10 protein-coding genes are annotated in these 12,497 nt (G+C 63.4%); 4 read left to right on the plus strand and 6 right to left on the minus strand.

Going from position 1 to position 12,497, the window contains the following annotated elements; genetic code table 11:
- Positions 1–45 precede the first annotated feature (45 nt).
- From ACZ9H4_RS02415 to ACZ9H4_RS02430, 4 genes are read right to left on the minus strand one after another with little or no spacing between them, the layout of a single operon-like run.
- Complete coding sequence (locus ACZ9H4_RS02415) at positions 46–1,089, minus strand: ABC transporter substrate-binding protein (RefSeq protein ID WP_476118145.1); 1,044 nt, start codon at positions 1,087–1,089, stop codon at positions 46–48.
- Positions 1,090–1,130: 41 nt separating this feature from the next.
- On the minus strand, positions 1,131–1,961 hold the full coding sequence (locus ACZ9H4_RS02420; protein ID WP_408323695.1) for an ABC transporter ATP-binding protein: 831 nt from the start codon (positions 1,959–1,961) through the stop codon (positions 1,131–1,133).
- Positions 1,955–3,013, minus strand: a complete 1,059-nt coding sequence (locus ACZ9H4_RS02425; protein WP_408323693.1) for an ABC transporter permease — start codon at positions 3,011–3,013, stop codon at positions 1,955–1,957. Before ACZ9H4_RS02425 ends, ACZ9H4_RS02420 begins: the two co-directional genes overlap by 7 nt.
- Positions 3,014–3,070: 57 nt before the next feature.
- Positions 3,071–4,519: a SidA/IucD/PvdA family monooxygenase gene (locus ACZ9H4_RS02430; protein WP_408139483.1), complete on the minus strand. Its 1,449-nt coding sequence runs from the start codon at positions 4,517–4,519 to the stop codon at positions 3,071–3,073.
- 303 nt (positions 4,520–4,822) lie between these two features.
- Between ACZ9H4_RS02430 and ACZ9H4_RS02435 the strand changes: the two genes are divergently transcribed.
- The 3 genes from ACZ9H4_RS02435 to ACZ9H4_RS02445 all read left to right on the plus strand — a co-directional run bounded on the left by ACZ9H4_RS02435 (position 4,823) and on the right by ACZ9H4_RS02445 (position 9,523).
- Positions 4,823–5,770 (plus strand): TauD/TfdA dioxygenase family protein, encoded by a 948-nt coding sequence (locus ACZ9H4_RS02435; protein WP_408151838.1) that lies wholly within the window; start codon positions 4,823–4,825, stop codon positions 5,768–5,770.
- Between the two features lie 144 nt (positions 5,771–5,914).
- On the plus strand, positions 5,915–7,483 hold the full coding sequence (locus tag ACZ9H4_RS02440; protein WP_476118147.1) for a tetratricopeptide repeat protein: 1,569 nt from the start codon (positions 5,915–5,917) through the stop codon (positions 7,481–7,483).
- Positions 7,484–7,723: 240 nt separating this feature from the next.
- Positions 7,724–9,523, plus strand: coding sequence for an alkaline phosphatase D family protein (locus ACZ9H4_RS02445; protein WP_408151836.1), 1,800 nt, complete (start codon positions 7,724–7,726; stop codon positions 9,521–9,523).
- 104 nt (positions 9,524–9,627) lie between these two features.
- Here the strand turns inward: ACZ9H4_RS02445 and ACZ9H4_RS02450 are convergent, their stop codons facing one another.
- Positions 9,628–10,755 carry an MBL fold metallo-hydrolase gene (locus ACZ9H4_RS02450; protein ID WP_476118148.1) on the minus strand — a complete coding sequence of 376 codons (1,128 nt, stop codon included), beginning with the start codon at positions 10,753–10,755 and terminating at the stop codon, positions 9,628–9,630.
- Between the two features lie 83 nt (positions 10,756–10,838).
- Between ACZ9H4_RS02450 and ACZ9H4_RS02455 the strand changes: the two genes are divergently transcribed.
- Complete coding sequence (locus ACZ9H4_RS02455) at positions 10,839–11,468, plus strand: TetR/AcrR family transcriptional regulator (protein WP_408139493.1); 630 nt, start codon at positions 10,839–10,841, stop codon at positions 11,466–11,468.
- A 43-nt stretch (positions 11,469–11,511) separates the two neighbouring features.
- Here ACZ9H4_RS02455 and ACZ9H4_RS02460 read toward each other — a convergent pair whose 3' ends face one another.
- Positions 11,512–12,279, minus strand: coding sequence for a bestrophin-like domain (locus ACZ9H4_RS02460; RefSeq protein WP_408139495.1), 768 nt, complete (start codon positions 12,277–12,279; stop codon positions 11,512–11,514).
- Positions 12,280–12,497 lie beyond the last annotated feature (218 nt).

Here is a 12,497-nt window from a genome sequence, read left to right on the forward strand (position 1 = left end):
TCGTGAGTGAGGACTGGCCGCGCCGGGCCCCCGCACCGCCGAGCGTCACGCAGTCAGCACGTTCGAGAAGACCCGATCCGCGAGACGATTCGAATCGGTCCCGTTGTTGAGCACGCCAACTGCCTTCAGATCGTCGGCGTACAGCGAGATCTCTTTCTTGAACGCGTCACCCACCGGATGATGATGGTCCGTATGGCTCTTGAGCATTGCGGCCAGTTGGCCCACGTCCGCCGACGGCGTATGCACCGAGAAGATCGCGGCCGCCTCCTCCGGATGATTGGCGGTCCACTCGGTCGCTTCGAGCAACGCCTGCGTCAGCTTCTGCGCGCTCGCGCGATCCTTGCGCACCAGCGAGCCGCGCACGCCCAGCACGCAGCATGAACGCGTCTGGTACTCGCCGCACAGATTGTTCGACACCTCATGCAGATGATCCGATTCGCGGATCGACCAGATGGTCGGGTCGCCGTCCGCGATGGCCTGAACTTCGCCCTTCTTCAGCGCCGCGCCCAGCAGGTTCGCCGGATACTGGCGCCAATTCACGTCGCGCTCGGGATCGACGCCGATCTTCTTCAATACGATCGCAAAGAAGTTCTTGGTGGGACTCGCCATATCGCTGACGCCGATCGTGCGGCCCTTCAGACCGGCCACGTCGACGATGCCCGACGCGCGCGTGGCCAGCAAGCGCATGCAGCCGCCGTGAATGCCGGCAGTCAGTTTCACATCGAAGCCCTGCTCCAGTGGTTTGATCCAGCGCAGCGCCATGCCGACGCCCGCGTCGGACTTGCCTGTCGCAATCGCCTCGAGCAGTTGATCGGTCGAGCCCGAGAAGTTCACGAGTTCGACCTGCAAGCCGTGCTGCTCGAAAAAGCCCTGCTTCACCGCGACGGCCACGGGCGCGGTGCAAATCGATCCCGCGTTCCACGAGAGCTTGAGCTGCTTCAAAGGCGCGGACGGCGTTTGCGCGAACGCGAGCGAGCCCGGCAGGCTCAGCGCCGCGCCACCGAGTGCGGCGGCGCCCGCGCTCCAGGCCGTCTTGCGCAGCCATGCGCGGCGGGCCGGGCTTAGCGGCGCTTCATCATAGGGATTCATGGTTGATTGCTCCTCAGGTCGCGATGGATTGTTCTAGTCGTTCAGGTGTCGAGTCCGAGTTGCGCGAGTACCTCGCGGCGCAGCGCCACTAGTTTCGGATCGTCGCGATGACGCGGATACGGCGCGTCGTTACGCACCTCGGCGACGACTCGCGCCGGGCGCTCGCTGAAAACGATTACGCGATTCGCGAGCAGCAGCGCCTCTTCCACGTCGTGCGTCACCAGCAGTACGGAAAAACGCGCGTCCTGCCACAGTCGCGCGAGCTCGCCCTGCATGCGGATGCGCGTGAGCGAATCGAGCTTGCCGAACGGTTCGTCCAGCACCAATAGCGCCGGATCGTTGACGAGCGCGCGGGCCAACGCCACGCGCTGCGCCATGCCGCCCGACAGTTGATGCGGAAACGCTTCGGCGAATTCGCTCAAGCCGACCAGTTCCAGCGCGGCGTCGATTCTGTTCTGCGCCTGTTCTTCCTGTGCCGGGTCGCGTCGCGCAAGGCGTCGCCGCTGCGCCTGCGGACCGATCGCAACGTTGCCGCGCACCGTTCGCCACGGATACAGCGTCGGGTCCTGGAACACAACCACGCGCGAAGGATCAGGACCCGCGATCGCAGCGCCGTCCGCATTCAGGCTGCCTTCGGTCGGCGCATCGAGCCCCGCCACGAGCCGCAGCAAGGTGGACTTGCCGCAACCGCTCGGGCCGAGCAGCGCGACGAATTCGCCTGGTTCGACCGAGAAGCTGACGTCCTGCAACACCGGCAACGCGGCGCCGTGCAATGCAAATCGATGGCTCACGTGACGCACGTCGATACGCGCGCCGTTGCGGACCCGCGCTTGATCGGCGGCTTGATTCAGCACTTCGGGTACGGCTACCATTTGAGCAATCCTTTTTGCCAGGCCAGCAGACGGTCACGCACACGGAACAGCAAGGTAATCAGACCGGAGCACATCAGCGCCATCACAAGCAACGCGGCATACATGTTCGAATACGCCGCCCACCCCTGGGCCCACTGCAGATACCAGCCAAGCCCTGCTTTGACGCCCATCATCTCCGCGACGATCAGCACCGAGAACGACGCGCCAAGTCCCATGAACAGTCCGACGAACACCGACGGCAGCGCCGCCGGAATCGCGACGCGCAGAATGAGAAAGGCGGGCCGCGCGCCGAGCGTGCGCGCGATGTCGTAATAGGCCGGATTGACGCCGGCGACACCGGACCACGTCAGCACGGCGACCGGAAAGGCCGTCGCCAGAGCAATCAGGAACACGCTCGCGCTGAAGCTCGACGGAAAGAAGAAGAACGCGAGCGGCAACCATGCGGTGGCCGGCAACGGTCCGATGAGACGCAGCACCGGATGGACCCAGTAACTCACGGCCTGCGACCAGCCGATGCTCACGCCCGTCACGAAGCCAGCCAGCGCGCCGAGCACGTACCCATAGGCAAGCAGTCCGAACGAGTGCACGACACTCGTGCCGAGCCTCGGATAGTCTTCGGCAAAGACGCCGATCAGCGCTTGCGGTGGCGCAAAGAACGGCCGTGGCAGCCACTCCAGTTGCGCGGTGACGGCCTCCCATGCGCTGACGCCAAATGCCAACGCCAGCAGCCAGGGCATCGCGCGTAGACCTGCGCTCGTGCGCGAAGGCATGTTCGACGCAGCTGACGTGCTGCGCCATCCCGCGACACCTGCTGCGACGGCGAAAACTGCGAGCACCAGCTTGAGCGCGATGAATTCCCGCGTGTACGGCCAGTCATCGAGACTCGGCCACCATGCGGTCTGCGCGGCACTCGCGAGCCAGGCGATCGCGGCGAGCCCGGCGATCGGCACACCGCGAGAAAGCCCGCGCCGGGAGGCGACACGTGTGCCGTCGCCGGGGTCCGCGCCGCTCGCCGGAGCGCGGGTTGCGATCGATTCAAATTGACTGGACATATCGATTTCGTCCTCCTGACTGATTGAGTTGACGTGAGCGCGTGCGTGAAAAAGCCGTTACGCGACGTCGGCCTTATCGTGTTGCCAGACGCTGTGTGCGTAGAACGAAACGTCGAAGTCGGCGGCGATGTCGCCGTTGATGCGCGCTTCATGCGCAGGCAGATCGGCGAGAAAGAGATCGCGGCTGATGCGCTGGACGACAGCGGGAATATCGCGCTTCATACTCGGCACGTCGCCGACCGGCAGGCCGAAACTCACGAACGCGCCCGGGTTGTAGACGTGGATATGTTTCAAATAAGGCGCATCCGCGTCCGTCTTTTCCAGGTATTCGAGCGCGGCGCCGAGATAAGGATGCGCGCCAAGCGCATCGTCGTGATCGTTTTCAGCAGGCACGTATTGATCACGCCATAGACGGATATGCTGGGCGACCTGCTTAAGCTCGGGCCGCAGCGCCGGGTCGACAACGTAGCCCGTTGCGGCGATCACGAAGTCGAATGCAAACGACTCGCCCGCCACGCTGGCTTCGACACGTTCGCTCCTGACGCTCGCATCGGTCCACGACGCACCCAGGTGCAGATGAAAATTCGGAAAACGGGTGACACGCTCGACCGCGTCGACGGGCGGCGTCGAACCGGCCCGGCGAAAACGCCGCGCCTGGGCCCAGCGAATCGCGTCGGGCAGATGAAAGTAGTTGTCGTAGGCGCCGGGATAAGCACGCGCACGCGTCACCGGTACGGACGCGATACGCTCGCGCCGCGCGAATAGATGGACCTCCGCGGCGCCGGCTTCGAGCGCCGTTGCCGCAGCGTCGAACGCAGACGCCGCGCCGCCGATCACCGCCACCGATTTGCCGCGCAGGGCCGCGAAATCGATCGCGTCGGCAGTGTGTGCAAGATGGCCAGGCGGCAGGCTCTTGAGCACGGCAGGAACGAAAGGCGCGCCATTGCCCGCGACGCCGTTGCCAAGCACGATCTTGCGCGCCGTCTCGACGACGCTGCGCACCGTACCGCCGTCGCGCACTTCCAGATGCAAACGGAAATGCTCGCCCACCGGCTCGATCAGCGTGAGGCGTGTGCCGTAGCGAATCGGAATGTCGAGAAAATGCCGGTACCACGCGAGATATTCCGCCCAGCGCGTGCGTGGAATCCGGTCTATTTCCGCGTACGAGACAGCGCCAAAACGCGCTTCGTACCACGCCTGAAAGCTCAACCCCGGCAGCCCCGCTTCGGGGCCGGCCAGCGTCTTCGGCGTACGCAACCTGTTCATGCGCGCGCGATTCAACCACACCCCCGCGTGCGCTTCATCGGGCGCGGCGTCGATCACGCTCACCTGACCGATGCCGGCGCGCCGCAGTGCAAAGGCGAACGCCGCACCGGTCTGCCCACCGCCGACGATCACCACGTTGTGATCGATACCGTCTCGCGGTGGCACCCAGTTTTCCGGCGCGGGGCCAATCAGGCGCAACGTGTCGAGTGCCTGCTGATCGGGGTGAGTCGATTGCGTCATGGTGTGGGGCTCGGCCAGGTAGTTGAACGGCGGGCGAATACGTCGGCAGCGAATCGCGCTTTCATTAGGGAAACCAGTATCGCGGCGCGGGAGTTCCAGCCAAACCAACAAATTTCGCTTTACTTATTTGTCTGTCCGCACACGGCGTTTGCGCTCTCCTCGATTGCACGCGCCGAGGTTCGCACGTGCGCTGATTTTCTTATGTGCAAAGATTGGTTGGATTCGAGCACCGGCGAATTTAACGTGAGAGCCGACGGCCTGTGAGCCGGCATCGGACACGTTTCTTTTCGCGAGGAGCCTTGCATGAGCGCAGCCGCATTGCATGAAGCACAGTCGATTGAAGTCAAGCCGCTTTCGGCGCATATCGGCGCCGAGATTCACGGTGTCGATCTGACGCGCAAACTGGACCCGAGCGAGGTCGCGCAGATTCGCGCGGCATTGCTGAAGTGGCGGGTCGTGTTCTTTCGCGAGCAGTTTCTGACGCACGAGCAGCACGTCGCGTTCTCCGCTCAATTCGGCGAATTGACGCTGGGGCATCCGGTGTTCGGTCATGTCGACGGACATCCCGAGGTCTATTCCATTTCGAAGTACCGCAAGGCGACGCGTTTCGAGGGCCAGGCATTGCTGCGTCCATGGACCGGTTGGCATACGGATGTGACCGCTGCGGTCAATCCGCCGTGGGCGTCGATTCTGCGTGGCGTGACGATTCCGCCGTACGGCGGCGATACGCAGTGGACCAATCTGGTGAGCGCCTATCAGAAGCTCTCCGCGCCGTTGCGCGCTTTCGTCGATGGCTTGCGCGGCATTCACCGATTCACGCCGCCGGCCGGCGCGAGCGGCACGCAGGAGTTCGTCAAAGCCGTCGAACAGCGCGCGCTCGTCACCGAGCATCCGCTCGTCAGGGTCCATCCGGAAACGGGCGAACGTGCGCTCTACGTGAGCCCGAGCTTTCTGAAATCGATTGTCGACGTGACGCCGCGTGAGAGCCAGGCGCTGCTCGAACTGCTCTGGGAACACGTGACGCGGCCGGAATTCACGGTGCGTTTCAAGTGGGAAGCGGGCAGCGTCGCGTTCTGGGACAACCGCGCGACCGCGCATCTCGCGCCCACCGATATCTTCGATCTCGACTTCGACCGCCAGTTGTATCGCACGACGCTCGTCGGCGATGTGCCGGTCGGGCCGGATGGGCGGCAATCGGTGGCGGTGGAAGGGTCGCCGGTGAGCGCGGCGGCAGCGGTGGCATTGAACTGAGTGTGGGGCGCGCGGGTCTCGCTCACAGCGTCCAGACCCGCCCTTACCGCCGTGCGTCGAGTGCCGGTCCGGTTCGATGCGATCCCGTACAATGAACCGTTTCTCATTCGTCGACAGATCGCATTCCGCGCCGCATTCCTCGCCATGAATCACGCCATTGAACTCACGCTCGCCGCCGCGCAAAAGAGCTTTAACGCCGGTCAATTCGACGAGGCCGCCAGTCTGCTGCACAGCATTCTGGCGAGCGTTCCCGATCACGGCGAAGCGCTGGCAGGTCTCGGCGCCATCGCCGCGAGACAGGGCGATCATATACGCGCAGCGGAGTATCTGACGCAACCATCGGCGACCACATCCATGTCCGTGGATCAACTGAATTTCGCCGCGCAAGTGTGCCAGTCGGCGCAACGTCACGATGATGCGATAGCGCTGTTCGAACGCAGCCTCGCTCAATTTCCGAACCATGCCGCTTCGTTGTATGGCGCCGCCATGTCGCTGATCCAGCGTGGCGAATTGCAGCGGGCACTTGCGATGCTCGACCATCTGTGCAAAATCCAGCCGCTGTCCGCCGAAGCGCATTACAACCGGGGCGCACTGCTCGGCACGATGGAGCGCTATGACGACGAACTCGCTGCCTACCGGCAGGCGATCGCGCTCAAGCCGCGTTTCGTGCGCGCCTACGTCAATCTCGGCGTGGCGTTGCGAGACCTGTCGCGTTTCGATGAGGCCTTGCTGCAGTTCAAGAAGGCGCTTTCGCTCGATCCGAACGATGCCGGCGCGCGCACCAATCGCGCTCAGACCAACCTGCTGCTCGGCGAATTCGAACACGGCTGGCGCGAGTACGAATGGCGCTGGCGCGATGGCACCGGCAGCCATGGCTTTGCGCAGAACACGCTGTGGACCGGCGCCCAACCGATAGCCGGCAAGACCGTGTTCGTTCATCACGAGCAGGGCTTCGGCGACACGCTGCAATTCGTGCGCTTCGTGGATCGACTCGGCGCAACCGGTGCTCACGTCGTGTTGCGTGTTCAGGATGCTTTGCTGCCGCTGCTGCAACATTATCGCGGCGCAGCCGAAGTCATCGGTGAAGCAGCGCCGGTACCGCATTTCGATTATCACATTCCGATCATGAGCCTGCCGTTCGCGCTCAAGCTTCGCGCGGCCGATCTCGCTGTGCTCGCACCGTATGTGCATGCGGACGACGCGCTTACCCGTGAGTGGGACAATCTTTTTGACGACTCCGATCGCCAACTCAAGATTGGAATCGTGTGGTCGGGCAGTACGACGCATCTGAATGATCGCAACCGCTCCATACCACTCGAACAATTGAAGCCGCTGCTGGATGCCGACGCCAGATTCTTCGCGCTGCAACAGGAAGTGCGGGAAAGTGACCGTGCTTGCTTCGCACAACTGGAACAGCGCGGGCGGTTGCACGATGTTTCCGCGCGGCTCACCACGTTCGCGCAGACTGCTGCGCTGATCGCGCGCCTCGATCTCGTCATCAGCGTCGACACGGCTGTCGCGCATCTGGCGGGCGCGCTCGGGAAACCCGTATGGGTTGCTCTGCCGTTCATGCCGGATTGGCGATGGCAACTCGAACGAAACGATAGTCCATGGTACGCACAGGCGCGGCTCTTCCGACAAACCACACGAGGTGATTGGACCGGCGTCGCAGCCGCGCTTCGCACGGAAATCGACGCTTTGCGGAACGCCTGAACCCCGCGTGCCGTACAGCGGGCGCGTCGCGGCGTCCCCGTGCGCGCTGCGGGTTCGAGCCACAAGCGTGATCTTGGCGCATTGAAAACATGCGCCAGGGTTCGTCCCGATGCATGTTCGGTGGCACGCTGAACTAATCTTCACCGGCCGACCGCGCAAATTCGACGCGCATCGCCCCCACCATCCGGCTGCTCGAATGACGCACGCAAACTCGCGTGCGTCAACACGGCGAGGTGAAGCATGGCTACCACCAGGAAGAAGGCATCCTCACGGAACGATCTGCTGATGGGCCCGGTGCTCGGCTTGCGGCCCGCCACCGCTGATGCGCCCACTCTGTGGCGCATCACCGTGCTGATCGTCATTCGCGCGGACGCCGCGCAGCCCACGCTCACAGTCGACGGCAAGGCCGACCCGGCCGCACCACGCGTGCTGCGCAAGACGAACGACGCGCAAGTGTTGCGCTACGCGATGCCGGTCAAGCAATCGGCGGAAGAACAGGTCATCACGTATTCGTTCGGCGACAACGCGCAGTGGCGCTTTATCGTGCCTGCCGCCGGTCAGACGCCGCGCTTCACGTATGTGTCGTGCAATGGGTTTTCGTCGGTGAAGGTCATCAAGGATCTTCAGCACGACGCGAGCAATGTCTGGTCCGATCTGATCACGAATCACGACGGCGCCCTGCTTAAAGCCCATGAATCCGACTGGGACGAGCATCAGGCGTGGGTCGATTCCACGCTCTTTCAGAAGGGCACCCCGCTGCGATTTCACGCGATGCTGATGGGCGGCGACCAGATCTACATGGATTCGATCTGGGAAGACATGGAAGCGCTCAAGACCTGGAGCAATCTGCCGGTGGCGGACCAGCCGGGCGTCGCCGTCAGCGCGACACTCGCCGACGAGATCGAGCGCTACTACTTCGGGCTATACATCGACCGCTGGCGCTATGCGCGCGGCAAAGCACCGTGGCCCGCGAACGCGTACGACGGCACACTCGACGACGCCTGCGCGTTCGCGACGATCCCCTCGCTGATCATGTGGGACGACCACGATATCTTCGACGGCTGGGGCTCCTATAGCCCCGAATTGCAGGCGAGTCCCGTGTTTCGCGCACTGTTTGCCGCGGCGCGCCGCAACTTCTGGGTGTATCAGTTGCAGATGCCGGAGGAACTGCTGCCGCCGCAAACGCTGCCCGATCAGCCGACCCGTCTGCCGCGTTTCGATCCGATCGACTGGGATGCGCTGGTGAAGCAAGACCCGCTTGCGCCAGCGTTCCTGCCCCACCAGCCCGGGTTTTCGCATGCGGGCGTGTTCGGGTCGCTCGCCATTCTCATACCGGACTTGCGCAGCGAGCGCTCGCAATTGCAGGTGATCGGCGAAGCAACATGGGACGCGATGACGCAATGGCTCACGACGCTGCCCGACACCGTCGAACATCTGCTGTTCATCAGCAGCGTGCCGGTTGCGCATCCGAAAATCCGCATCGCCGAGGCGGTCTATAGTTTTGGCCTGCTGCGCGAGCACGTCACCAAAAGCCTGTCCGACGACATCCACGATCACTGGTCCAACGACGATCACGAAGGCCAGCGCAAACGCCTCGTTCGCAACCTCGTCGCTTTCGCGGACGGCCCGCGCAAGCGCCGCGTAACCATGGTGTCCGGCGACGTGCACGTGGCCGCGTGGGGCATCATCGAAGCGAACGGCGCCGCCGGGAATAACGCCCGCAGACTCAATCAGCTGACGAGTTCGGCTGTCGTCCATCCGGCGCCGTCAGGCGTGGCGGATTTCTTCTTTCTGTTCTACATGGAGCAGAACGCAAAAGCCGGCGAAACGATCGACACCGAGCATCGGCTGCAAATGATGGAACTGCCCGGTGCGGGCATGCGCCTCGCGCCACGCCGTAACTGGCTCGCCATCGAACTCGACGAGCCGGCCAGGCGTCTATGGGCGACGTGGCGGCTCGAACAGGACAAGGGGTTTTCGAGCCACATGCTGGCGGTTCATCCCGCGCAGGCGGCGGCCGCCGATGACGGCGCGCCCTGATGCGACCGGCTCGTATATCGCTTGTCTTGCCTGAACCGGCCGGTCTCTGAGCTTGCCCTCATGACGACGCCGAACGGCTGGACGTCGTCAACGACCGGTGCGTTTCACGAATTGGCCTGCCCGGCGTTGCGACAGGCAAACCAGCGCCGCGACGTCTTCGGCGCATCGACGGTCTCGACGACCTTGCGCCACCAGCGCTCGCCTCGATGCGGCGCGCCGAGGTCCAACCGCTCGCCCATGCGCGGCGTCGACAGGGTGATGCCGCGCGCGGCGGCCAAGCCGATCACGCGTTCGAACGGCTCGTGCCAATGGTGCATCGCCAGATCGAAGGTGCCGTTGTGAATCGGTATGAGCCAGTCACCGCGTAAATCGACATGTGCCTGCACGGTGTCTTCGGGCTGCATGTGCACGTACGGCCATTGCGCGTCGTAAGCGCCTGTCTCGATGAGCGTTATGTCGAACGGACCGAGCCGCTCGCCGATTGCCTTGAAACCATCGAAGTAGCCCGTATCGCCGCTGAAAAACACGCGCAGATCGTCATCGACGATCACCCACGATGCCCACAACGTACTGTTGCCGTCGAACAGGCTGCGTCCGGAGAAATGCTGGCCGGGGGTCGCCGTGAATTCCAGTCCGTCGATCTGCACGCCCTGCCACCAATCGAACTGGCGCACCTTGCGCGCGTCGATACCCCATTCGATCAACCGGTCACCCACACCGAGCGGCGTGAGAAACACGGCCGTGCTCGCGGCAAGCGCGAGCACGGTGTCGCGATCGAGGTGGTCGTAATGGTCGTGCGAGAGAATCACGCCGCGCAGCGGCGGCAAATCGGCGAGCGCGATGGGCGGCGCATGAAATCGCTTGGGGCCGAAATTCCGGAACGGCGAGGCGCGTTCGGCGAACACCGGATCGGTCAGCCAGAACTGGCCGCGCAGCTTGAGCAGCATCGTCGAATGCCCGAGCCGATACAGACTGCGATCGGGCGCGGCGTCGAGCTGTTCGCGGGTCAGCGCATCGACGGGCAGCGCGCCGGACGGCACCGTGCCCGAAGGCTTGTTGAGCACGACGTTCCACGCAATGCGCAGGGTCTTGCCGAACCCTTCCGCGGGACGCGGCTTGACGTTGCGAAAGCGCTCGCCGTCATGCTGCGCCGACGAACCGGACAACTCGCGCCCGCGTTTCGCCGCGGTGAGACCCAAAGCACGGCTGATGGAACCGATGAACGATGTCATAGGAAATGCCTGGATGCAGAAAGTAGACTGGATAGTGTAGTTTATTATCCTGAAAAGTAAACTACCCGGTGTAAAATTCTGCGATGGACCCGAATGTCACGCCCCAACGCCTCACCGATCGCAAGCGCCTCGCCGTCATCAGCGCGGCCATCGAAGAATTTCTCGCAGCCGGTTTCGATGCGACCAGCATGGACCGCATTGCCGCTCGCGCAGGCGTTTCCAAGCGCACGGTCTACAACCATTTCCCCAGCAAGGAAGCGCTGTTCGCGGAGATCCTGCGGCAGTTGTGGGACGCCAGTCATATGGGACCCGCGCCGGCTTATCGCGCCGACCAGCCGTTGCGCGCGCAGTTGCTCGAACTGCTGTCGCGCAAGCTGACGCTGATGAACGACGAAGCATTCCTGTCGCTCGCACGCGTGGCCATCGCGGCGGGCATTCATTCGCCGGAGCGTGCGCGGGACATGGTGACGCGCCTGGGCGAACGCGAGGAAGACCTGACCGTATGGGTGCGCGCGGCCGCCGCCGACGGACGTCTCAGCACATCGGACCCGGTGTTCGCCGCACATCAGTTGCAAGGTCTCGTGAAGGCGTTCGCGTTCTGGCCGCAGGTGACGATGGGGCAGCCTTCTCTCAGTCAGGACGAACAGAAGCAGGTGGCGGAGTCGGCGGCGGATATGTTTCTGGCGCGTTATGCGAGGGCTGGGGCGGGTTGAGGGCGGTTATCTTGTGTGCGGCCGGTGAGCGTGTCGAGCGGCCTTACGGTCTGTGCAGAGATTGCGCCGTGCTAATGAGATTTTGCGGCACGACACGGATGATGCCGTTGCGCGGAGTATCGATGTCCGCAATCAACATGAACGAGATAGACACGGTCAACGGCATGATCATCAGGAAGCGGGCTTTGCCGCTCCGGTTTTTCGCCCCATAGCCCACCAGTACGTTGGCGAACACGCCGATCAGCATCATCATTATCCAGGCCGCCACGGGGATGCGATTCGACCATGCCGCCTGGGTATAGCCCTGGGTGTTGATCACGTCGTTCATGCCCGCAACGGCGAGCGCGACGACGGGGTTCGGCTGGGCGACGGCGCCACTCCTCGCTGCGGACCACAACTTGTCTTGCAGTTCAGAGGTGGCGGCATTGATCTTCTCGACGCGTTGCGTGTCGCGAGTCTGGTAGTACTCGATGCGCAATTCGACATACCTGGCGAGGTCCGAGCGGATCGCGGCGGCCGCCGCTTCCGGCAAGAGATCCGCGCGAATGAACTCTGTGCCGATCGCGTTGGCTTCTTCCTCTTCGTAGTTCTTTCGCTGATCGTAACGACCTACCGCCATCGACAAGCTGAAACCGATGACCAGCGCGAGCAGCGTCAACGTGGCTCCCTGAACGGTTTTGAAGTCGTCGCGCGTGTCTTCATCGAGCGCCATACGTTTTCGCAGAACCGAGTGCCCGAACCAGGCCGCCAGCGACATGATCACGAACGAAACGACCAGCAGGACAAGGGGATGCCTGATGACTTGATGCATGTATCGCTCCCTATGAAGGCACACGCTGGCCACGTGGCAGCCACGACGCGAAACGGCGGATGCACGACATTGAACCCGTGGCACCTCGCAAGTTGCTAATCATGAGGTATCCGCACCGGACCGAAAAACAGGGTCCTGAACCTGTGACGGCTGATCAATGTTGCCCGCTCGGCGATCACACAATACCTGAGGACCCTGTGTCACGGGCCCGCAAGCAC

The organism is Paraburkholderia sp. TE9906 (assembly GCF_056279605.1).

Bases quoted from the DNA above. Each gene is read 5' to 3' on its own strand.
- ACZ9H4_RS02415 (WP_476118145.1), bottom strand. From the start codon at position 1,089: ATGAATCCCTATGATGAAGCGCCGCTAAGCCCGGCCCGCCGCGCATGG.
- ACZ9H4_RS02435 (WP_408151838.1), top strand. From the start codon at position 4,823: ATGAGCGCAGCCGCATTGCATGAAGCACAGTCGATTGAAGTCAAGCCG.
- ACZ9H4_RS02440 (WP_476118147.1), top strand. From the start codon at position 5,915: ATGAATCACGCCATTGAACTCACGCTCGCCGCCGCGCAAAAGAGCTTT.
- ACZ9H4_RS02420 (WP_408323695.1), bottom strand. From the start codon at position 1,961: ATGGTAGCCGTACCCGAAGTGCTGAATCAAGCCGCCGATCAAGCGCGG.
- ACZ9H4_RS02430 (WP_408139483.1), bottom strand. From the start codon at position 4,519: ATGACGCAATCGACTCACCCCGATCAGCAGGCACTCGACACGTTGCGC.
- ACZ9H4_RS02425 (WP_408323693.1), bottom strand. From the start codon at position 3,013: ATGTCCAGTCAATTTGAATCGATCGCAACCCGCGCTCCGGCGAGCGGC.
- ACZ9H4_RS02460 (WP_408139495.1), bottom strand. From the start codon at position 12,279: ATGCATCAAGTCATCAGGCATCCCCTTGTCCTGCTGGTCGTTTCGTTC.
- ACZ9H4_RS02445 (WP_408151836.1), top strand. From the start codon at position 7,724: ATGGCTACCACCAGGAAGAAGGCATCCTCACGGAACGATCTGCTGATG.
- ACZ9H4_RS02450 (WP_476118148.1), bottom strand. From the start codon at position 10,755: ATGACATCGTTCATCGGTTCCATCAGCCGTGCTTTGGGTCTCACCGCG.
- ACZ9H4_RS02455 (WP_408139493.1), top strand. From the start codon at position 10,839: ATGGACCCGAATGTCACGCCCCAACGCCTCACCGATCGCAAGCGCCTC.